Genomic DNA, 22,839 nt, shown 5'->3' on the forward strand with positions numbered 1-22,839 from the left:
AAATGTCAGACGATCCCGGATCAGCTGATCCTTCGCAAGACCGATCATTACCTTCGCCGGGGCGGTCCGATCGAGCGGGTTATAGACCGAGAAGCTGAATGAGCGTTGTACCGTAAAATAGGAATCGGTGATCTCGAGTGTGAGGGTGATGGTCTGAACGTTCGCAGAGATCAGATGCTCTGCAGTATTGATGATAATCGAATATTCCTTGGCAGCGATCTCCGTGATGGTTACCCCAAAGTCAGGATCAACTATTTTGACCCCTGTGATCGGCTTCGGGGAGAACAGTTTTAATTTGAGCTCCGCCTCTCCACTGAACGCCTCCGTGATACTGATCCCCTCCGGAAGCGAGACATCGTTCTGGGTCAGGATATCCTTCCGGGAGGCGGAGGCTCGAGGACCCGAGGGGAGACTCGTGAGATCAGTCGGGTCACTCCCATAGACCAGTTCATCGAAGTTCGACCATTGATCTCCGTCCAGATTGAGTGAGGAGACCTGTCCGGGAGTCGGGTCATAGACCGCCTCTTCCTCATCGTAGGTGACCGACATGCTGGATCCGACGGCGACCAGTCCTGTCTTTGTAAACCGCGCCACCTCGACCGTCTCTTCTGAGATCGGGTCTCCCGCTTCAAAAACAACCGTCACATCAAATGTCGAACCGGTCTTGACCGTCACCTCCCCACGACAACGACGAACGGTCTGATCGATTGTCAGCGGGTATTTTTTATCCGGTTTCGTCGAGACGAGGGCATGACAGCTATACCCGATCCCCAGCTCATCCAGCATCGACAACGCCTGCGGCATCGCAAAACCATCGGATGGAGAAGAACCGGAACTGCCGGAGGAGCTGCCACAGCCGGTGAAGAGACCTCCAGGAAGGATAAAGACAAGGAGCAGTGGGGTAAGGAATCTGCAGAGGTTCTTGGGCATAAATGGCACGGTTTATTCTCGTGAACAAGACCGGTTTGGTTGCTCCTTTTCTTGGGGATATATACAAACGACGTGCCAACCCAAAAGGCCGTTAAAACAGGGTTTTGAGAGAAGAAAACGTTTGATTTCCGGACGGACCGTCCGAAAATCGGACGGTTTAATCCTGAAATGTGAGCGAGATAAGGGCTGGGGAGACAACCAAACTAATCACGGAAGGGACGATCCATCGCCTTCGTAACGCAAAGACCCCAAATCCTAACAAGGCGACTCCGATGATGCCGGGTAGATAGTGGAAATTCCGATCGGGTCTTTGTCTTTGCCTCGATCTATCTCGAGAATCTTCGTCTTCGGATTGAGAAGGCTTCGCGGAATGGATCGTTGCCGGAGAGAACAGTATCTTATAACCAGCATCTCCCATCACGATGATTCCACCGAAGAAAGAAAAAGGCTCAATGCCCTTCCACCATCGAAAAAAGCAGAATCCAACAAGAGTACTTGCCAGCCCGAGGAACAGCTCTGAGTGATGAAACAGACTTCTGAATGAAGAAACTCCCTGTCTTGATGCCCATTCTTTGTGAAGGGATGAGATTGGATTGGAGGGGTCTGTAGAGGCCTGTGCAAATTCACGACAGACTTCTTTTGGATTTTCCGGCCGACAAAAAAGTTTCTCGAGAGCCGGATAGAGGCGAAGCCTCTCTTCGACGGTGCAGGTGGGGAGGTGGATCTTAATGTCTTCCGATAAATGTCTTACGGATCCCGGAAAGTGCAGATAAGCAGTTTCCCTCTCCGGCTCTTGAGGAGCGACGAAACAAAACTGAATCTCTTCAAAGATCTCTTGGCAACGGGGTGTCACTGGGTTGACCATTTATCCAATCACCTCCTCGATAATCCGATGACTCCCCTTCCACTCCTTCAAAGACGGATGGGGAACGCCATGTTCATCGTAATCAAGCTGACCATAGGTCAGCCGGACCACCTTGCCGGGATCCGACATCTCGAGTGAGAGCTGTTCATTCCAGACGCCGGTATTTAGATAGACCTTTCCCGGGGCAAACTGCCGCATCACCGCGTGGTGGCTATGGCCGAAGATGACAACATGGGCCTCTCGCTCGGTTAAGAGGATCTTCTTCGCCTCAAGATCGAGACGTGGAGATAACCCTACCTCCTTGATGATCTGGATCGTGCGCACAAAAGAGGAGCGCCGATGCGGGTCTTTTGTGAAACGAAGCCGGCAGAAATAAAAGAGGATCCGGAAGATCGATTTCAAGGCGAAAACGGTATCGTGGATCAAGGCCCAGCGGAGATAGTATTTGAAGGGATAAACTTTGTGAAAATAGGGGCGCTCTCTCCTGACTTCATTGAGATAATGAATGACGAAGTAACTTCCCCATGGGAGATTCACAATCGGCTCCGGGAGATCCCTTTTTAAAAATAACCGTTCGGTATTATAGGCGTTGTCGGCAAAAAACTGGTTTCCATGCTCGACATGAACTCCGTCGAAGCGATACGGCGTCGTCCTGACGGAGACATTGGTTCCAAACGCCTTTCTGAGCCTCTCCGCAATGGAGGGAAAGAGAAGACCGGGATCATGGTTTCCCAACATGAAGAGAATCCGGTGATTCGGGGTTTCGGCAAAACGTTTCATTTCGGCGAAGACCTCCGGATGTCCCTTCAGGATTGCGTCAGTCCTCGACAACGCAACCTTTTCCGAAATCCACTCGGGATGCCTCTCGTAATAATCAAGCTGAAGATGATTAAAAAAATCACCGTTACAAATAAGTTCGACATCGGCATTTTCGTACTCCCCTGCCCGATGATATTGAAGAAACTCAATAAACTTTGTGTCATAAAAAAAATCCTCCAGAGGGTTTCTGGTTCCATTCGGCAGGAAAACCCCTTTTCCGATATGAAAATCGCTGACAATAATTTTCACCTTGCGCATTGAGACTCCCTGAGGATCCCTAACCCCATATAAAAATATTGAATGGTCGCCATCGCTGTCAATAACCCGGCCAGGAGGCGATCATAACCATAAACGAAATCCCCAACCCCAAAAGAGGCGTTCAAAAGTGCGAAGGAGAGGGTCAAGATCTGAAAAAAGGTCGCTGATTTTGAAAGAATCGAGGCGTGATAGGTGAGAGCAACTTTTTTTATTCGAAAATAAACAATACCGCCTGTGACCATAAGATCTTTCAAAAGGACGAAAACGGTGAGCCAGAGAGGCAGCCACCCCTTCGCTGTCAGGGAAACAAAGCCCAAGGACATGAGAATTTTGTCAGCTGCCCCATCCAGGATCGCCCCTGCTTGGGTTTTTTGATCAAAAAGGCGCGCCACTGCCCCGTCGATCAGATCTGTCGCTGCCGCAACCAGGAAAATCCAGAAGGCGGTCGGCCAAACGTCCTGCAGGACAAAAAAGAGAAAGACACCTCCGAGAATGACTCGAGATCCGGTCAGAAGATTGGGGAGGTTTATCAATTCCCTCATTAGCGAGGGAGGGTACGAAATTTTTTGAATTTATTGAAGTACTTTTCTGAGACCTCCGCCTGAAGGAGGACCCCCTCACGCCCATCGGTTCTTTCCAAAACCCGTGAATGACTGTAAAGCTGCGACAGAACAGCCCCATCGGCATGCGGAATCATGAAAGAGACACGTTGAAAAGATTCGGCAAGTTTTTCATCCACAGCCTCTAATAACGCCTCCAAACCATCTCCCTGAAGGGCGGAGATGAATTGATCCCCTAGCACTAGCTCAACCCCTTCGGGTCTCGGGATCGAATTCTGGTCGGTTTTGTTAAAAACACGCAAAAGAGGCCTGTCGTCCAGCCGAAGCTCCCGAAGGACATTTTCGACGACAGAAATCCGCTCAGCAGCCCCTGAGCGGCTCACATCGATCAGATGAAGAAGCAGATCAGAGGCCCCCGCCTCCTCAAATGTCGCATAGAAGGCCTCGATCAGTTGGTGTGGAAGTTTACGGACGAAACCGACGGTATCCGCCAAAAGGATCTCTCTCCCCGATGGGAGCTTCAGGCGACGGACCGTCGGATCCAGCGTCATAAAAAGCTGATCGGCCACAGGGACCCCTGCGCCGGTCAAACGGTTCATGAGGGTTGATTTTCCGGCGTTCGTATACCCAACGATAGAAACCGTCGCGATCGGCACCCCTTCCCTTTTTCGTCTATGGATCTCCCGATGGGCTCGGAGTCGAACAAGATCCTCTGTGAGGAGACTTATTTTGTTCCGAACGCGCCGCTGATCCATTTCCAACTGTGTTTCACCAGGTCCGCGTGTCCCGATACCGCCTCCCAATCGCGAAAGCTCATGCCCATGGCCAGCCAACCTTGGCAAAAGATATTTGAGCTGGGCCAGTTCGACCTGAATCTTACCTTCTCGGGACTGCGCACGCCTGGCAAAGATGTCCAGGATCAGACCGGTTCGGTCAATGACCTTGCATCCAAACATCTCTTCAAGATTTCGATTTTGCGTCGGCGTGAGATCTTCATCAAAAATGACGATGTTAATGCCAAGCTCTTTGACTTCCAAGGCAAGCTCATCAACCTTCCCACGACCGATCAGGGTGGCGGGATGAAACTCCTTTAATTCGCATAATCTCTGAAGAATGACCTCTGCCCCGGCGGAAAAGGCCAAAAGTTTTAGTTCTTCTAATGAATTTTCGTGATCGAATTTTTCGCGTCGGTTTCGGAAAAGACCGACAAGGAGGGCCTTTTCAACAAGGTTACTGCAAGGTCGTAACTGAAGCTCCAAAGAGTTTATCCACCTCCGTGACAAGTTCCGGCGAGGGTCTTACCGTCAACCCTTCCGGCAATGATAAAATTGTCTCACCTTTTTTTTCTTCCTTCAAGTGGATAAATGCTGGCGACTTCCCCCGATGCTGTCCCAAGACCTCCTTGAGCCTTTCGAGTTGTTCCCGCGTAATTTTTTCAGTGGAGAGTCGGACATGGACCTCTTTTTGCTCAGGTTCTGCCGTGGAAGGACGCAGACGTAACAGGGTGATTTCTTTGGCAATAATCTTGACCGTTTCCTCACCGACATCGGTATTCCCGCGGATAAGGATCGGCTCCTGATCTTTTAAATAAGATGCGGACCTTTTGTAGAGATCCGAGAAGACCACAATCTCTACGGTTCCTCTGAGATCCTCAAGAGTCACAAAGGCCATGAGCTCCCCACTGCGCGTCCGGATTTCCTTTAAACCGGAAACAATACCCCCTAAAAGAACCTCCTTCCCGTCCGGAAGCTCCGGCAGGGAGCGACTGTCCGCACTGACTCTTTTTTTAAGGACTTCCTCGTGTTCATTCAAGGGATGTCCGGTAATAAAAAACCCGAGCGTTTCTTTTTCATCCGAGAGCTTCTTTTTTGACTCCCATTCCGGAAGATCGGGAATCGGAAACGCCTCTTCAAGGGTATTGAAAAGGGCTGACTGCCCACTGGCCCTTTCCCGATGAACACGCCCGCCCCGTTCCAGCGCCTGATCCAGAACAGTCATCGCCTGAGAACGACGGATACCGATCGAATCAAAGGCGCCACATTTGATAAGCCCTTCGATAACGCGGCGATTCACCTTTCGCAGATCAACGCCCTCACAAAAATGGATGAAAGATCGGAAGCGCCCTTCCCTCTTCCTCGCCTCAAGGATCGATTCGATCGCCGCTTCACCCACATTTTTGACCGCAGCAAGACCGAAACGGATCTCTTTCTCTCCAACGACAGAAAAGTCAGTAAAACTCTCATTGATATCGGGGGGAAGAATTGAAATCCCCATATCGCGACATTCGGCAAGATAAATCGTGACCTTGTCGGTATTCCCCATTTCATGGGTCAAGAGAGAGGCCATGTATTCAACCGGAAAATGCGTCTTCAGATAGGCGGTCTGATAGGAAATAAAGGCATAGGCGGCACTATGACTTTTGTTGAACCCATACTCAGCAAACTTCGCCATGAGGTCGAAGATCTTTTCCGCTTTTTTTGTCTGAATCTTGTTTTTGAGAGATCCCTGAATGAATTTGTCTTTTTGCTGGGCCATCTCCTCCTGTTTCTTTTTTCCCATTGCGCGACGAAGGATATCGGCATCACCGAGGGAGAAATTTCCGAGTAACGACGCGCATTGCATGACCTGTTCCTGATAAACAATGACACCATAGGTCTCTTTAAGGATCGGCTCTAACTCCGGAAGAGGATAGGTCACGGCGACGCGTCCATGTTTTCGATTGATAAAGTCGTCGACCATCCCGCTACCCAGGGGACCGGGCCGATAGAGCGCAACGAGGGCGATCAGATCGGGGAAATGGGTCGGTTTTAATTTGACGATCAATTCCCGCATCCCGGTCGACTCAAGCTGGAAGATCCCCATGGTACTCCCTTGCGAGAGCAACCGATAGACGAGTGGATCATCCGGAGAGATTTCTGAAATGGCGATCTCTTGTTGACGGGTCCGGCGAATAATCTTCAAGGCATGGTCAATAACGGTCAATGTTTTCAGTCCGAGAAAGTCGAACTTGATCAGCCCCACCTCCTCGACCGATTTCATGTCATATTGAGTGATCGTCTCACCCTTTTGACCGACCGCGAGCGGCAAAAAATCGACAAGAGGACGATCTGAGATCACCACCCCCGCCGCATGGGTTGAGGCATGGCGATTGAGCCCCTCGAGTGATTCAGCGATCGACATCAGCTTCCCCACCTGGGGATCTTTTTCTGTCAACTCTTTGAGCTGCGGTTCCAGACGAAACGCCTCTTTCAAGGTGATATTCAGCGTGTTCGGGATCATCTTCGCTATCCGATCGACATCGGCATACGGCATGTTGAAAACCCGCCCGACATCCCGCACGACCGCCTTCGCCTTCATCTTTCCGAATGTGATGATCTGGGCCACATTTCCATACTTCTTCTGCACGTAGTGGATCACCTCGTCCCGTCGATCCATGCAAAAGTCGATATCCATGTCCGGCATGCTGATTCGTTCCGGATTGATAAACCGCTCGAAGAGCAAATTGTACGGCATCGGATCGAGATCTGTGATGTTGAGACAATAGACAACAAGACTCCCTGCTGCCGATCCTCGTCCCGGCCCCACAGGAATCTTTTGACCCTTCGCATATTCGATAAAGTCGGCGACGATCAGAAAATAGCCGGCGAATCCGGTCTTCTTGATCATCGTGAGTTCCTGCCTGAGGCGCTCTTCGTACCTCTTCTGCTGCGCTTCAACCTCCTCAGGCGCGAAGCGGCGTTGAATTTGAGACCATCTCTTTTCAAAACCTTCCCACGCCTTTTCTTCGAGGTAGTCATCGAGACCCTTCCCCTCTGGTGTTTGAAATTTCGGGAAGTGGTAGTTTTTGAAATCGAGTTCCAGGTGACACCGTTTGGCAATCTCAAGGGTTGATTCCAACGCCTGGGGAAGGTTTTTGAAAAGTTCCTGCATCTCCTCAGCAGAACGCAGATAAAAGGCATCTGTTCCAAACTTCATCCGGTCGTCATCGAGGAGTGTTTTGCCGGTCTGGATACAGAGGAGCGCTTCATGCGCCGTAGAATTTTCACGACGCAGGTAGTGGCAATCGTTCGTCGCGACGAGCGGAAGAGAGAGTTTTTGGGAGAGTTCCTTCAAAATAGCGTTGTGCTGGTTTTGAGGGGCGAGCCCATTTTCCTGAATTTCGAGATAAAACCGGTCTCCAAAAATGGATTGGAACTCCTCGGCAACCTGCGAGGCGCCCCCTACCCCACCTTCCAATGCCGCCTCGGCCATCTCACTCGCGAGACACCCGGAAAGGGCAATAAGCCCCTCTCCATGGGCCTTCAGAAGCTCCTTATCAATCCTCGGTTTGTAATAAAACCCCTCGAGGTGGGCGAGCGAGACCAGTTTTATCAGGTTCTGATACCCTTCCCGATCGATCGCGAGGAGCGTCAGATGGTGGTAAGGCTCATACCCCCGCCGGACCTTTTTCTCAAAACGACTGCCATGGGACTGGATATAGACCTCACACCCGATGATCGGCTTGATCCCTGCCTTCGTCGCCTTCTGATAAAATTCAATCGCGCCGTAAAGATTTCCGTGATCGGTCATCGCAACCGCCGGCATCCGAAACTCGCGGGCCCTCTCGCAGAGGTCATCGATCGTAATCGCCCCGTCGAGGAGGCTGTATTGGGTGTGAAGATGGAGGTGGACGAAATCAGACATCGCGCATGGAGGGTAAGGAATTCGTCATCGATAAGTCAATCAAACAAAATCAAAAATCGGGTTGCAGAAATCAGAAGGGGTGTTTAGTTTTATTCCGTGATCAAGGAAATTGTTGCCAAGATAAGGACAAAGGGCCCAGAACTTGAGGAGTGGATACAAGGACGCCAAGGGGTTGCCCCCCCTCCCGTGACCCTCTCGACCGATATCCGCAATGCAGGCTTCAAGATTTCCGTAGTCGATACAAACATTTACCCGGCCGGTTTTAACAATCTCTGTGAGACGTTTTCTGAGAATGCCTCGAAGGCGTTTGCCCGTTATTTTGAAAAATATCATCCCGAGATCAAACATATCCATATTTATCCCGAGGCCCACACGCGGAATGAATTTTATCAGGAAAATCTGAAGGCGCTGGTTCGGATCCTTTCCGCGGCCGGTTTTGAGACAACGGTCGGGCTTGAATTAAGGAGGGCGGATCTGATCCTGATGAATAATGACCTCTCTTCCGGCTACCCGGAGGAGTTGAAGGCGCTTTCGATCCCTGTCATCCCCTCTCCGCTCCTTGGTTGGCATTCACGAAGGAAAAGCATCCATTTTCAGATTTATGGGGATCTGATCCGTGAGGTTGCAGCTCTCTTGGAAATTGACCCCTGGCTTCTAACTCCGCTCTCGACCGTCGAGAGTGCGATTGACCTGGGAAGTACGACCTGTCTCGATCGACTCCAGCAGTCGGCAGATCAATTACTCCGGGAGATTAGAATAAAGTACCAGCAGTATGGGATTCGACAGGAGCCGTATCTCTTCGTGAAGAACAACTCCGGCACCTATGGCTTGGGGGTCCTGCCGATCGATTCCGGTGCCGAGCTGCTCCAACTCTCAAGCCGCCTCCGGAAAAAGATCGAGTATGCGAAAGGGGGTCGACCGGTGACGGAACTGCTGTTCCAGGAGGGGCTGCAAACGATCGATCTCTATGAGGGGAAGCCTCTGGAACCGGTCGTCTATTTGGTCGGTGGGACGCCTGTTGGGACCTTTTTCCGCTATCATGATGAAAGGAACGAACGTCAAAACCTGAACGCCCCCGGCATGCGGTTTTCCTGCGTTTGTTATCACCAGACCGATCATGCGGAGGACCTCTTCACCGTTTGCGATCTGGTCGCTCGAATCGCCTCCGTCGCTGCAACACTGGAGATGGGTTATGTTCCCAAATAAGTTCTAAGCGCCTCTTCCATCATCCGGTGATATCGCCTTCCTCGGGGGGTCGCGGTCAAAGCTCCTGGAAGTTGGGCGGCATGGAACAAACCAACCCAGACTTTTTTCTTCCAGAGGTGTCCTGAGGGTGAAAAAACGAGTTGCCCTTCAGGGTTAAATTCTTCCTGCGTGTCTTCCCTTCGTACCTCTTCAGTAGAGATCGGTTTTTCACGCTTTGACCGAAGCCGGCCAACCATCCTTCGTGCCTGTATCGGAGTGGCCCCATGCTCCCGTCTCCACGATCTGGTTCCGTTGGCCTCGGCAGCCCGACGTGTCAGATGCTCAAGGATATTTTCTGAATTAAGATCGCTTCCATGAACCGCAAAAAGCCTGTTCATTCTGACCCCTAATCTCGAAAGCCAAGGGACGAGCTTCTCTCCCGGCCCTCGATCCCAATCTGTTGAAAGGATCTCTCTGACGGCATCCCGTTCCCGTTGTTCCAGAGAGACCCCGGGACTTTCCGGCTGGACGGCACGAAGGACAAAATTTTTCCTCATCGGGTGGTTAGGCATTCCAGGCTCAAGGATAGGCCTGAACCTATGGTATGCCCGTATCACTCGAAGCATCGGATCTGGCGATAATTTTGGCGTATCGACATCGACATGCCATTGTGCCGCTACAGAACGATCGTTATGCGTCCCTTCGGCACCCAATTTCATCAAGGTATGGGCAACAGAACCTTCCAATTCATCATAGAGCCCCCCCGCCCGACTTTCATGAAAACGAAGCTCACAAAAATCAAGAGGCTCCAAGACAATATCCAAAGAAACTCGAACCCCATTCTTTTCAGCCTGAATCCCTGTATATGCTTCGACACTTCTTCCACTCAATTTGCCGGTCTCCGCAAGCTTTCTTAGATGTTTGTAAGCATCCCCAAAACTGGTAAATGTCTCTGGAAGCTCTTGACCAATATCTCCTCCAGCGGCATCTGTAAGCACGATTGAATCAAAACGGACCTTTCCTGCCGTCCTGTCGTAATGCCATCTTTGCAGTCCCGTATCGTCTTTAATGTAGGAGAAGGTGTAGCTCTCACCCCCCCCTCGTTCAATCGCCGTCATCATCGCCCGATGAACAAAATCGGCATCCTCTCCGGTCCGACGACTCTCTTGGGCCGCAAGCCACTTTAAAGCCCCCTCATAGTTATCACTAAACCGCTTCAAAATCTCATCGGCGGGCGCAATAGAGGGTCCCTTGGCCACGAGTGGAATTTCAATCCTTTCCCCATTGATAGAGGCATAGATGAGATTGGATGAACTCATTTGACGGACATAAATAAAATATTCTTTTCCCTGGTAATGAAACCGAACATCGAGGGTTGGGTGAACCTTGCTCCACTTTCCAAATCGAGGCTTCGTAGGGGGGGTTTTTGTGCATTTCCACCCTTTTGCCTCAAGATCAGCGACCATCTTTTCAATTTGTTGCGTTCGAGGGAGGCCAAGTTTATATTCCCACTCTCCGCCAACCCTTCGACCATCTCGGGCAGCCAGAGGATACAGTTCTGTCGCTGACCACCGTTGGACCATCATCGATTGCACAACTGCCCTGGCCTCTCTCACTTGCTCGACTGTAATCGGAGTTCGTCGATCACGGGCATGTCTCAAAATCACTTCCAAAAGTTCGTCGCAATCAAGCTCTTCAAGGTCTTCTGCATGACGATGATAGGAACCCATCACCGCATGAGAATCGTCTGCCAGTCTCTTGACCGCCTTTTCTACAGCCAAGTCTCCTGTTTTGCGCCTCCCGCGATAATGCTCAGCAACTCGGAAAACAGCGCTGTCTTCGAGACCGAGCTCGTGGCCAATCAGGGCCGCTATATTGAAAGGGTCATTCTGAACCTGATCCACATTTTCCACCCCGCTTGTTCGAATCGCCCTTCCGATCTCCCGTCCCGATCTTTCCACATGAGATTCAAGACCGAAAAGACGACGACCGACACCGCTCCAGGCCTGACGCGAGAGGGTGTCAAAGGTAAAGAAGACCGTCATCCCTGTCTGGAAGCAGAGTGAAAGACCAGTCCCCAGATCCCGATCACTCCCCTCCCATTGCTGATAGAGTTCCTTCGTACTCCAGGCATCCACCCCGATACTGGCAATGCCGATGCCGTTCTGAATCCAGGTCAATCGAACCAGTTGATCTTCTACAAAGGCGAGACCCTGTCGGGTAAACCGTTGAAATAAAGAGTTGCGAAAGAGACTCAAGCCGACACAACCAACCGTCGCAAGGCCGGTCAGGACCAGCAGCCAATCTTGGGCCTTTTCGGCCGGTTTCTGATATTGATCTTTGGAGATCCTTTCGACAGCCCGTATAGAGTTCCAGGCCATCCCACCTATTCCCCAGAAGCCAGCCTTTTGAAATGCCTGGGGTGATCCGAAGTAAGAGGTCGCTTGAGTCAGGCATGATTGTTTGCCAAGCAGGGATCCTGAGAGGGTATGTGTCCAGTGACCGGCGCTGGCTAGAAAGGCATATCCGCCGGCAAAGTGCGCTCCATAGTCAAGAGCTGTGATAAAAAAAGTCATTTTTACCCCAAGCGTCTTTTTGTTCGGCAGCTATTTTCATGAAGTTGTCAAGAAAATGACATTTCCCACAACTTTTTTTTAAAAATGGCGATACGGGCCACAGAAACATGAGTGGAGCGATCTCTTATATCCTGAGGCCTTTGATTCAACCTGACCCGGCGGTCAAGGCATCTCTCTGGGGAGTTGCAAGGCTTGTCGGTTATCTTGGCGCCCTAGGCCTCGTCGCAAAGACAGACTTCTTTAGAAGCCCTGATGACCTGATCAATGGTGTTCATAAGAGTGGTCTCTTCCTTAAAGATATCTTCACTGGAAGCTCATTCTCTGACGCTGCCTCAGCAATTTCCGAAGAGCAATACAATCGACGAGCTGCCCAGGATCGTGATTTTGCAAGTCTTGGAGGGACACGAGACGTTCTTAAGCCTATTGCCGCTACCTCGATGATTGCCTTAGGTGTGGCACAAACCTGGCATGAACTCGGAAGATGGTACCAGACACCAAAAGCGGGGACGCCGGAATATACTGCTTTCGTCAAAGAACATGGAAAGAGGATGCCCAATAAGAGAATGGCAAAGGCGTTCGGTGTTCTCTTTATGCTCTACCTGGGAGGACGGGTCCTGGCAGACTGTTGGGGAAATTCCAGGGGACGCAAACCGAAGGAGGGAACCTGTACCTCCAACCCTGAAAATTTTGATCTTCACGATTTTAACCTGAATCTCTTCTCCTCGGAATGGGCAATGATGGCGTTTCTTTCGACCGCCTTCGGGCGTTCAGGAACCATCGCCGGCAACGCGACGGATGTCCTCTACCATAAGATAGGGAACGCTGTTCATAAAAAACCGAGGTCTATCCTGAATCGACTCCTTGGAGGAGACTTCCTCCGAACGACAGATTACACACGGGTCAGGGCGGAGGCGATTCAATTGCCAAAAGTCACCAAGGATGAATTAATGGCAGGTACGATGAAAGGGCCCTTGGCATGGAAGATCGGGGTCGCTGGCATCGCCCTGGGGCTTATTGGACTCGGCATTTATTCCGCCTTCAATATGGCGGATGATGAGAATTGTAATCCTTATAAAGATCTCTTTCTCGCATCTGTCGGGGCTGCGGTGTTTGGGGTCACTGCCGCTACCTCTTTCTCCAGCAATGGGAGGAAGATATTCGACGCCGGCACCTTTATCTCGAGACACATCTTCCGGGCGCCACGCCTCTCCCATATGCTCCTCTTTACCGCTGTCGGAATGATTACAACCAACATGATCAATTTTACGCTACGCTGGATTCAAGGATTCAGGAATATCGATTATTATGTTCAGAACGCACTCCGAACCGTCTATGGACCGATGCCGAACCGAATCTTTGCCAATGCTTGGTCATCTTTAAGGACGGACCCCTTTGGTAATATTGAGCTCCGGCTACCTGGGCAGATCCTTTTTTATCAAACGGTTGAAATTCTGACGCAGCCCAAGGAGACAATCAGTCAAAAATATCGGGAACTCGTGCAAGATTATCGTGGCAAAGACGATCCGGAAGATGTTCGAAGATATCGTCAGAGATTGGTTAAAAAAGAAAACGATCTTATCGATGTCCTCCGTGGCCAGGGGATCAGTATCACCGAGCTGGAAAGATTTTATCGGCTCGTAAAGGCAGAAAAGAAGGAAGAAGCGAAGAAACTTGCAATCTACGAGGTAATCCGCTCCGAGGCACTCGCAGAACAGTATGTCAATATTTTGGGGATCCAGGACGAATACTTCCTAACTCAAAACGAACTTCATCAGCAGGCCACATAATAACCCACCATAGTTCCCTAAAATGGTCCCAACGAGCGCCATCAATATTCCAGCGGGCAGCATATGTTCGCGATAGACCTCGGCGACAATCGGGCAACTCACAGTTCCCCCGATATTTGCCATGCTCCCTACCGCCCCAAAAAAGAGGGGGGCTCGGAGCAGACGAAGAGCAATCAGAATAAAGATGATATGAATTGAAAGCCAAACGATTCCGACGGCAAGATAAACTGGGGATTGGACAACCGCCCTGAGGTCCGCCTGGGCCCCCATTGTTGTCAAAAGCAGGTAGAGGGCCGCATAAGAGATCCGTGTCGAGCCTGCCCCCTCCAATTTCCTCAAGGGGGTAAAGGAAAGCAGCGCAGCGATCATTGTTGTTAAAATGACTCCCCAAAGCGTCGGGCTAAAGACCTTCGATTGATAGGGAACAAAATGCCCCAATTTAAAACAGAGAACCCCCCCCGTAAAACCAAGTGTCAGAATGACAAGGATATCCGTGACCGTCGAGGGTCTCAAAACCTGCTTATGAAAACCCTCCAGCTTCTTCTGTACCTCCAGGATCATCGAGGTATCGGCACGATTCCAGGTATCAAATTTCCCCTGGAACGTCGAAAAGAACATCAAAAGCGCCATCCAGGAGAAGCCAACAATCGTGTCAATGACAATCGCCGGGGAGACAAACTGCTGGGGGGCCTGAAGCCCCTGGGCGATCGCGGCGAAGTTGCTTACCCCACCGATCCAACTCCCGGCGAGGGCAGCGAGCCCCATCCAACTGTCAGGATGGAGGTAGTTTTTGAAAAGCGCAACCGCTATAGGTCCGCCGAGAATCACACCCAACGTCCCTGAAAGCATCGTTATAAGCATCTTGGGACCCAAGCGAAGGATCGCTGGAATATCAATCCCGATAAGTATCAGGAAAAGGGACATCGGGAGCAGATACTTCTTGGCCCATACGTAAAAGGCGCTTTCTGCCGGTATAACGCCAAAATTACTCAAAAGTGTTGGGACCAAATAGGCCAAAAAGATCGGAGGAATGATATCAAAAATCTTTTTTAATGACTTTCTGGAGGAGAGGAAAAAAATCGCCCCGAGAAGCGTGAGGAGGACAAGAAAAACATAAGAAGGCTCCTGAATAAGAGGCATAGAGCGGTCCGATATCCCTCAAGTTTTTGAAAAAGACAAGCAACTTTTGTTTTAAAATTGCGACAAAGCAACCAGTATGGCCATTAACCGGCCTCAGGCTCCTCAAGGAAACTCAGACGAGGGGGCGTTTCTCACAAGCCTCTCGACATTAGCCGGTCTCTTTTCAGCGGGAGTCATGGCGTATGAACGATACGCCCCTACCCTTCAATCAAGATTCCTGCATGCCTCAACCAGAGCCCGATATTTTTCTGAGAATTACGCCCGGGCCAACCTCCTCTCCGGCATCGGAGGCCTCTTCAAGACAGAAGCAACCCTCGCACGAAGCGTTGGTTTTGGACGTCTCAAGATAGCAGCGATGGTCGCGGGGTTCTTTGCGATGGCTCATGGGGCCCTGACAGCACACAAGAGACTTATTAATGACTCAAGCGAGAACCGGACCCAGGATCAATTCTATCAATGGAGCGGTATCTTTGGGGGGGGAACGATCGTCGCCTCAGCAATTTTCAGCCGGGTCCCCGGTTTCCAGTTTTTAACAATGATCGCTGGGATGACGATTGATGCCGCCGGCATCGGGATTTCAGGAGCTGATCTGACTCAGAGAGAAAGACTCGATATGGCGGGAGTCGGGAATTTTGCACTGCAGGCAACAATCACCTATCTTTTTGGTTGGGACAAAAAGACACGCCAGGCGCTTTCTGCTGCTGCGAACCAATTTCTTTCTGGTCAATATGGCCCATCTTTGGCGACCGCGATGGTCGGGGGGAAGAGTGCCAGCGTTCCTCGTATTGAGAGAAGCGACCCAACTCCCCCACATACCTTTTTAACGGAAGGGGCTGGTTCTGTTGCTGCCGGGACCGAGGGGCTACCGCCTGAAATTGTCCGGATTGTTATGCAGGAAGGGGGAGGAGATTTTTCACGCCCAAGGCATGCCTTTGAAACCGATAAAAATTTAAGGACTGAGACCGTTGTCTCTCTACGAGCGGCGTTTGAGGCCCAGCTTCATTTAAATACAGCCGACGGACCGGTTCGACTGATCGACATGCCGAGGGCCGCGGTCAAGGCGAGGTCCCCGAAATTTCTCACGGGTCATGATTTCGGCGCATGGGAGGCTGGATTCAGACAGGTTTATGACCCCAGGATCGGCGGAACAGTCGCTATCAGCACGCCAGGACAGGTACTTCGCCCAAGAGGAGTTGTTATTCTACTCCATGGAGGTTCCACAATAAGATCGACCCCTCAGTCATTGATTGAGGCGGCCGGCTGGTACCATGAACAAGGCTTTCAGGTGGTCATCCCCTCGCAACCCTTTCATGAATATGGGCCGGCAACAGCCGATTTTGATAACCTCGACCATAAGATGCAGTGGTTCCGAAGAATCATCGATTGTGCCGGGGACTATTTCCCGGAGTTTCGAGATCAGATTGGGCTTGCTGGTCGGAGTTTAGGCGGGAACGACGTCCTGGAGTATGCGGTACGCTATGGAAAAGGCGCGGATCGAGATCAACGCATCAAATTTATCCATGCCATGAGCCCCTATGCCCCTGCCTGGTCGGATACCTGCTTTGATATCTTGGGAGAACTTCATGCCGCTGGTCTCACTCCGAGAAATGAAGCGGGAGCCAAAAATATTCAAATGCTTGATGACCAATGGACTTTCTGCCGACCGAAGGCTGGAAAACCAGAGGTTCATCCTTTCCCCGGAGGGAGCCGTGAGACGCGATTTGGTGCGGCAGAGTACCACGAGATCACAACAAGATTTTCAGAAGGGGGAGACTTGGTTGCACGAGAAATCGCAGCGCTTGATGCGGAAATTGCGAGGGTCGAGCTTTTCGAACCTAAAATTACCGGTCCGAGGAGAGATGAGCTACTGGCACTGAAGGAAGACAGCCTTAAGGTATTGAGAAAAACACGTCGCGATCTTACCGGACCCGAGGGGGTCCATGCAAGGGAGATGAAACGCCAGAGATACCTCGTTCGGTTAGAGTTGGCCCGTCAACGGCACGGATATGAGATCGAGGCAGCCTGGGCCGATCCCTCACAATCGATACCGATCCAAAACGATATCGCCTGGAACCCGGCATTCGGGGACCCCTCCCCAACTGCCCTTGCCGATGTCGAGGTCCCGGTCTGGATAACGGGGGGAAGGCTCGATTCAGAATATATGTCGGCAACACCTCGGCATGTTGAATATTGGAGGATGGTTGCCGGCGATAATCGACATGTTGAGGTCACAGAGTACCCCTTCGGTTATCACAATCCATGGGAGACCGAGGGGGAGTTTAGCGTTGCGACCGCTGACGTTTATAGGAGAGGACTCCGGGCGCATCTCGATCGGACAATGCCGCTTGCCCCTCTCGATGTCCCGATGGACTACCGAATGGATCTGGTCTTGCGACACCAACATCAAATAAGCCCTGAGATTCCATCAGATAGGATCCTTGCAGAGATGGTTGCCAGAAGAGAAAATGTTGAGTGGGCAGCGATCCAGCCCTCGCGCCAGAGGAGCATTGCCGATGATATTATCAGGGGAAGGAGGAACTTTCGCCATGATGATGCAATCGCCAAACGAATTGGGATCCGTGATGTTGAGACTTGGTCCGATCAACTTCTCTCTCACGGAAACAAGCTCCTCAATACAGAAGATCGTGAGGTAGCGGCAGAGGTGACCCGTCTTCTCGGGATTTCTGAAAGACCAAGCTGGGGTGATGAAAAGGTACAGGAGTGGATAAAAGATTTACGACGGCATCTCTGTCTGGAAGCGGTTGACAGGAGAATACCTAAACCAGGAAAAGCGGCCGGTGAGATGGTGGATGAACCGGACCGATTTATTCGTGCCTTGATTGATAGAGGGGTATCAAAACTCAGTGAGGATCCGGCTATTCAACCCAAAATGAGCGATCTCGAGGTGTTGGGATTAGATCTGAACGCCCCACCCACTGAAGGCGAGGTTGGAACTGATCTGATGGCAAAACTTCTCGCACTGACCCCAACAACCCTTCTCGAGGAGAGGCTTGGTCTCAAGTTAAAATGGCCCGTCAAGAAACCTTAGTAGAAAAACCCAAAGAGATTGTTTTATGAAAATTCTGCTTACCGGCGGGACCGGTTTTATTGGGCGACCGCTTCTCAAAAAGCTTCTTGAGAAGGGTCATGAGGTGACCCTTTTAACAAGACAACAAATTCCAAACTTTGCCTGCCCCGACGGCACCGACGCCATCATCAACTTAGCCGGCGAGACGATCGCCGAACGCTGGACGAAGGAAAAAAAAGAAAAGATCCGAAGGAGCCGCGTCGATACCACGCGAGCGATCATTACAGCGATCGGAAAGACGAGCCAGAAACCGAGGCTTCTGATCAACGCCTCGGCGGTCGGTTATTACGGCGACACGAAGGAGGTCCCTGTCGATGAGTCATCACCAAGGGGATATGATTTCCTGGCCGAGGTCTGTCGGGAATGGGAGGAGACGGCCCAGGAGGCGGAAAAGGATAACGTTCGTGTCGTGAGACTCCGATGCGGTGTCGTGCTCGGAAAGGATGGAGGGGCCTTACAGAAGATGCTCCCTCCTTTTAAATTCTTCGTCGGTGGCCCTATCGGTTCCGGTAATCAATGGTTCCCCTGGATTCATCGTGAGGATGTCATCCATGCGATCTTCTTTGCACTCGAGAACGAAAAACTTTCAGGAGCTGTCAATGTCACCTCGCCGGAACCAATCCGTCAAAAAGAATTTGCGAAAATACTGGGAAAGGTTCTTGGGCGCCCCTCTTCTCTTCCTGTCCCCTCTTTTGTCCTGAAACTTCTCTTGGGGGAGATGTCGGAGATGTTGCTCACCGGGCAGAGGGTGGTCCCGAAAAAACTAACAGAAGCGGGATTTCAGTTTCAGTATCCGGATTTGGAATCGGCCTTGAAGGCTATCTTTTATTAGGGTGAATCTTCAATCGGAGCGCATTCAGTTTAATAAATCCCTCCGCGTCTCGCTGATTGTAGACGGCGTCTTTCTCGAACGTCGCAATATCCTGTCGGTAGAGTGAGTTCGGTGACTTACGACCGAGGAGGATACAATTTCCCTTGTAAAGTTTCAGACGAACCGTTCCCGTGACTGGTCTTTGAATCTCATCAATCATTCCCTGCAGTGCCTCCCTTTCAGGCGAAAACCAATAACCATAATAAACCAGCTCCGCATAACGTGGCATCAGAGAGTCACGCAGGTGCATGACCTCGCGATCGAGCGTGAGCCCCTCTAAAGCACGGTGGGCGGCATGGAGGACAGTTCCACCCGGTGTTTCATAGATCCCGCGACTCTTCATCCCGACATATCGGTTCTCGACGATATCAGCCCGTCCGATCCCGTGGTCGCCGGCAAGTTTGTTCAGTTTGGCCAGGAGCTTTGCGGGGGTCAGCCGGGCTCCATTCAAGGTGATCGGATTCCCGTTTTTATAACCGATCTCCACGACCGTCGGTCTCTGAGAAGACAACTCCGGATTTCGGGTCATGACAAAAATATTTTCAGGGGGTGCCTTCCAGGGGTCCTCCAAAATCCCCCCTTCATAACTAATATGGAACAGATTCCGGTCCGAGCTGTACGGTTTTGATTTGGTCACCGGAATCCCGATCTTCATTCTTGCAGCATAGTTGATGAGATCCGTACGCGATCTAAATTTCCATTCACGCCAGGGGGCGATGACTTTAATGTCAGGTTTCAAGGCATAGTAGGTCAGCTCGAATCGGACCTGATCGTTCCCCTTCCCTGTCGCGCCATGACTGACCGCCTCTGCCTTTTCCTTGATCGCGACATCGATCTGTCTCTTGGCAATCAGGGGACGCGCAATGGAGGTCCCCAGAAGATACCCCCCCTCGTAGACGGCGTTGGCCCGAAGCATCGGGAAGACATAATCCCGGACAAACTCTTCCTTCAGGTCGGCGACGATTACCTTCGACGCCCCTGTCTTGAGCGCCTTGCGTCGGATCGCCCCAAAGTCCTCTCCCTGACCGAGGTCAGCAACAAACGCAATCACGTCACAGGAATAGGTCTCCTTCAGCCAAGTAACAATGACCGAGGTGTCGAGACCGCCGGAGTAGGCCAAAACAACCTTCATAACAACATCTCCAATATCGCTTTCTGCACATGCAGCCGATTCTCAGCCTGTTGCCAAATCCGTGACTGCGGGCCATCCATGACCTCATCGGTAATCTCTTCGCCGCGATGGGCCGGAAGGCAATGAAGTACGATCGCATCCTTATTGGCATGATTCAAAAGAGTGCTGTTCAGCTGAAACGGTCGAAAAACTTCCCTCTTCTCCTCCGTCACCTCCTGGCCCATGGAAAACCAGGTATCGGTATTGACCACGTCGGCCCCACGAACCGCCTCGATCGGGTCATTCGTCAGGACAATCGTTGATCTCCCTGGAATTTTTTCTATCACCTCAGCGGCAGGTTCATAACCTTTCGGTGTTGCGATGGCGAGAGGAAACTGGAGTCGTTGTGCTGCATGGATCCAGCTGTTGGCCATATTATTTCCATCGCCAACATAGGCGACCTTTGCCTTCCCCTTTTTGTATTCGCGAACCGTCAGGAGATCGGCCAGAAGTTGGCACGGATGGGCAAGATCGGTGAGGCCATTGATGACCGGAATCGATGCCTCACGCGCCACCTCCTCCGCAATAGAATGCCCAAAGGTGCGGATCAGGATTCCATGGGCATAACCACTTAAGACACGGGCGGTATCTCCGTAGCTCTCTCCCCGGCCAATCTGCGAACTTCCCCTCTCGAGAGACACTGTCCCTCCGCCTAACTCTCTCATCGCAATCTCGAAAGAGACCCGGGTGCGTGTCGAGGATTTTTCAAAAAGCATCGCGAGCGTCTTTCCGCGCAAACGATAGAGCAGATGTCCCCTTTTCCTTTCCTTCTTGAGGACAAGAGCCCTTTTGAGGAGTTGCTCAAGGGTATTCGGGGTTAAATCAAGAAGTGTGAGCAGATCTTTCTTCATTAAAAACCTTTTTCATGATTGCGAGGGCGGTATCAATCTCTTTTTTCTTGATAATGAGAGGGGGCAGCAGCCTCAGGCTCTGAGGTTGAACGGCGTTGAGCAAGAGACCTTCTTTTAAAAATTTGACAACCAACGGTCTCGCCTCGCGATCGAGATCCAAGGCTAAAATAAAGCCGACCCCCCTCACCTCCCGAATGAAGCGAAACTCCCTCGCAAGCCTCTCCAGAGAGGAGCGGAGGTATCCCTGAAGTGATTTTACATTGGGCACCCCTTCCTTCAGGATCGACCGAACCGTCTCACAGGCGACCGCTGTCACAAATGGTCCTCCCCCAAAGGTCGCGGCGTGGTCCCCCGGTTGGAACGCCTCGGCGACTCCGTCTCGGGCCAGCATCGCGCCGATCGGAAGTCCCCCACCAAGCGCCTTCGCCAACGTCATCATATCGGGCGTCACCCCGAACTGTTCGTAGGCGAACAAGGTCCCGGTCCGCCCGAGACCCACCTGCACCTCATCGAAAATCAGGAGAAGTTTTCGTTGATTGCAAAAATCTCGAAGCGACTTGAAGTAGTCCGGCGAGGCGATCCGAACACCCCCCTCCCCTTGGATCGGCTCCACCATCACCGCGATTGTTTGGGGAGTGATCGTTTTTTCCAGTGATTCGATCGAACCGAAATCGGCATACCGAAAACCGGGGACCAGCGGCTCAAAATCCTTCTGGAATTTCTCCTGACCGGTCGCCGTGATCATCGCGAGTGTTCGACCATGAAACGAGTTTCGCATCGTGATCACTTCATATCGATCCTGCTTCAAGACCTTCCGCGCATATTTCCGCGCAAGCTTGACCGCTGCCTCATTCGCCTCGGCGCCGCTGTTGCAAAAAAAGGCCTTGTCGGCGAACGAGTTTTTTACGAGAAGCTCGGCAAGCTCCGCCTGATGGTCGATATGATAGATATTGCTTACATGCAGGAGTTTTCGCGCCTGACGTGCAATCGCATAGAGAACTTTGGGATAGCTATGACCAAGATTGCAGACAGCGAGACCTGAGACAAAATCGAGATACTTTTTCCCATCGGCATCCCAGAGCCACGCCCCCTTCCCCTTGACCGGCGCCATCGGAAGACGGTTGTAGGTGTTCATCAGGTATTTTTGGGAAAGGGCAATGATCTCTTCTGTCTTCACGAAATCACCGTTCCGACACCTTTATCCGTAAAAATTTCAAGGAGAACGGCATGTTCGACACGACCATCAATAATATGAACCGACTTGACCCCTTGTGCCAACGCCTCCAGCGCACACTCCACCTTCGGGATCATTCCACCGGAGATCACCCCCTGCTCCATCAGTTGAATCGCCTCGTTTCGCTTGAGCGTTGAGAGAAGAACGCCTTTTGAATCCTTGACCCCCTCGACGTCTGTCAGAAGAACAAGCTTCTCCGCCTTCAAGGCCTCAGCGACGGCCGAGGCGACGAGGTCGGCGTTGATGTTGAGAGCCTGACCGGTTTCATCGACACCGATTGGGGCAATCACCGGAACAAAGCGCCCCTGATCGAGTGTGGTGAGAACCCCGGGGTCAATCGCTTTCACCCGCCCAACCCGTCCGAGATCAATCAACTCTGGCGCCTGAGAATCCGCCACCGGTTGTTTCCCAGTCAGCCGCTCGGCCCGTATCAGTTCGGCATCCTTTCCAGAAAGACCAACCGCCCTGCCACCATTATGATTAATGAGACTCACAATCTCTTTGTTAATGTCACCCGCGAGAACCATCTCCACGACATCCATCGTCCGATCATCGGTAATGCGCATCCCGTTGTGAAACTTCGATTCAATCCCCATCTTTTTCAAAACCTCACCAATCTGGGGTCCCCCCCCATGGACAATGATCGGATTCATTCCGATAAAGTCCATCATCACAATATCCCGAGCGAAACTCTCCTTGAGACGGTCATCGGTCATCGCCGCCCCGCCATATTTAATGACAAAGGTCTTGCCATAGAATTTACGGATGTAAGGCAGCGCCTCCATGAGAATGGAGGCTTTTTGGATCAGTTCCTGCATGGA

The 22,839-nt window shown here is 51.5% G+C and carries 16 protein-coding genes; 4 read left to right on the forward strand and 12 right to left on the reverse strand.

The features are described from left to right. The 6 genes from HYT76_08810 to dnaE form a co-directional block, all read right to left on the reverse strand. Positions 1 to 930: hypothetical protein (locus HYT76_08810; protein MBI2083647.1), on the reverse strand; the 930-nt coding region annotated here is incomplete at its 3' end. Positions 931 to 1,087: 157 nt separating this feature from the next. Then, the gene (locus HYT76_08815) at positions 1,088 to 1,795 is read right to left on the reverse strand and encodes a hypothetical protein (protein ID MBI2083648.1); all 708 of its coding nucleotides are present in this window, start codon (positions 1,793 to 1,795) and stop codon (positions 1,088 to 1,090) included. Then, complete coding sequence (locus HYT76_08820; GenBank protein ID MBI2083649.1) at positions 1,796 to 2,872, reverse strand: metallophosphoesterase; 1,077 nt, start codon at positions 2,870 to 2,872, stop codon at positions 1,796 to 1,798. Beyond that, a complete protein-coding gene (locus HYT76_08825) occupies positions 2,860 to 3,414 on the reverse strand; it encodes a CDP-alcohol phosphatidyltransferase family protein (GenBank protein MBI2083650.1) in 555 nt (184 codons plus the stop codon). Before HYT76_08825 ends, HYT76_08820 begins: the two co-directional genes overlap by 13 nt. Beyond that, positions 3,414 to 4,691: a GTPase HflX gene (gene hflX / locus HYT76_08830; protein MBI2083651.1), complete on the reverse strand. Its 1,278-nt coding sequence runs from the start codon at positions 4,689 to 4,691 to the stop codon at positions 3,414 to 3,416. Before hflX ends, HYT76_08825 begins: the two co-directional genes overlap by 1 nt. Then, positions 4,663 to 8,115: a DNA polymerase III subunit alpha gene (gene dnaE, locus HYT76_08835; protein MBI2083652.1), complete on the reverse strand. Its 3,453-nt coding sequence runs from the start codon at positions 8,113 to 8,115 to the stop codon at positions 4,663 to 4,665. Before dnaE ends, hflX begins: the two co-directional genes overlap by 29 nt. A gap of 96 nt (positions 8,116 to 8,211) precedes the next feature. Between dnaE and HYT76_08840 the strand changes: the two genes are divergently transcribed. Further along, positions 8,212 to 9,321 (forward strand): glutamate--cysteine ligase, encoded by a 1,110-nt coding sequence (locus HYT76_08840; GenBank protein MBI2083653.1) that lies wholly within the window; start codon positions 8,212 to 8,214, stop codon positions 9,319 to 9,321. Here the strand turns inward: HYT76_08840 and HYT76_08845 are convergent. Then, positions 9,306 to 11,876: a hypothetical protein gene (locus tag HYT76_08845; protein MBI2083654.1), complete on the reverse strand. Its 2,571-nt coding sequence runs from the start codon at positions 11,874 to 11,876 to the stop codon at positions 9,306 to 9,308. The genes HYT76_08840 and HYT76_08845 overlap by 16 nt on opposite strands. A 107-nt stretch (positions 11,877 to 11,983) precedes the next feature. Between HYT76_08845 and HYT76_08850 the strand changes: the two genes are divergently transcribed. Then, positions 11,984 to 13,663, forward strand: coding sequence for a hypothetical protein (locus HYT76_08850; protein MBI2083655.1), 1,680 nt, complete (start codon positions 11,984 to 11,986; stop codon positions 13,661 to 13,663). Here the strand turns inward: HYT76_08850 and HYT76_08855 are convergent. Beyond that, positions 13,628 to 14,803 carry a DUF819 family protein gene (locus HYT76_08855; protein ID MBI2083656.1) on the reverse strand — a complete coding sequence of 392 codons (1,176 nt, stop codon included), beginning with the start codon at positions 14,801 to 14,803 and terminating at the stop codon, positions 13,628 to 13,630. The genes HYT76_08850 and HYT76_08855 overlap by 36 nt on opposite strands. Positions 14,804 to 14,879: 76 nt before the next feature. Between HYT76_08855 and HYT76_08860 the strand changes: the two genes are divergently transcribed. After that, positions 14,880 to 17,852, forward strand: a complete 2,973-nt coding sequence (locus tag HYT76_08860; protein ID MBI2083657.1) for a hypothetical protein — start codon at positions 14,880 to 14,882, stop codon at positions 17,850 to 17,852. Positions 17,853 to 17,877: 25 nt separating this feature from the next. Beyond that, the gene (locus HYT76_08865; GenBank protein MBI2083658.1) at positions 17,878 to 18,723 is read left to right on the forward strand and encodes a TIGR01777 family protein; all 846 of its coding nucleotides are present in this window, start codon (positions 17,878 to 17,880) and stop codon (positions 18,721 to 18,723) included. Here HYT76_08865 and HYT76_08870 read toward each other — a convergent pair. Genes HYT76_08870 through argB form a run of 4 tightly spaced genes read right to left on the reverse strand, consistent with a single transcriptional unit; the run spans position 18,710 to position 22,836 of the window. Further along, on the reverse strand, positions 18,710 to 19,894 hold the full coding sequence (locus HYT76_08870; protein ID MBI2083659.1) for an argininosuccinate synthase: 1,185 nt from the start codon (positions 19,892 to 19,894) through the stop codon (positions 18,710 to 18,712). The genes HYT76_08865 and HYT76_08870 overlap by 14 nt on opposite strands. Further along, positions 19,891 to 20,784 carry an ornithine carbamoyltransferase gene (gene argF / locus HYT76_08875; GenBank protein ID MBI2083660.1) on the reverse strand — a complete coding sequence of 298 codons (894 nt, stop codon included), beginning with the start codon at positions 20,782 to 20,784 and terminating at the stop codon, positions 19,891 to 19,893. Before argF ends, HYT76_08870 begins: the two co-directional genes overlap by 4 nt. Then, entirely contained in the window at positions 20,756 to 21,961 is a 1,206-nt protein-coding gene (locus tag HYT76_08880; protein MBI2083661.1) for an aspartate aminotransferase family protein, read from the reverse strand. The genes argF and HYT76_08880 overlap by 29 nt, the downstream gene beginning before the upstream one ends. Then, positions 21,958 to 22,836, reverse strand: coding sequence for an acetylglutamate kinase (gene argB / locus HYT76_08885; GenBank protein MBI2083662.1), 879 nt, complete (start codon positions 22,834 to 22,836; stop codon positions 21,958 to 21,960). Before argB ends, HYT76_08880 begins: the two co-directional genes overlap by 4 nt. Positions 22,837 to 22,839: the final 3 nt, after the last annotated feature.

Source organism: Deltaproteobacteria bacterium (assembly GCA_016180845.1).
Taxonomy (GTDB): domain Bacteria; phylum UBA10199; class UBA10199; order JACPAL01; family JACPAL01; genus JACPAK01.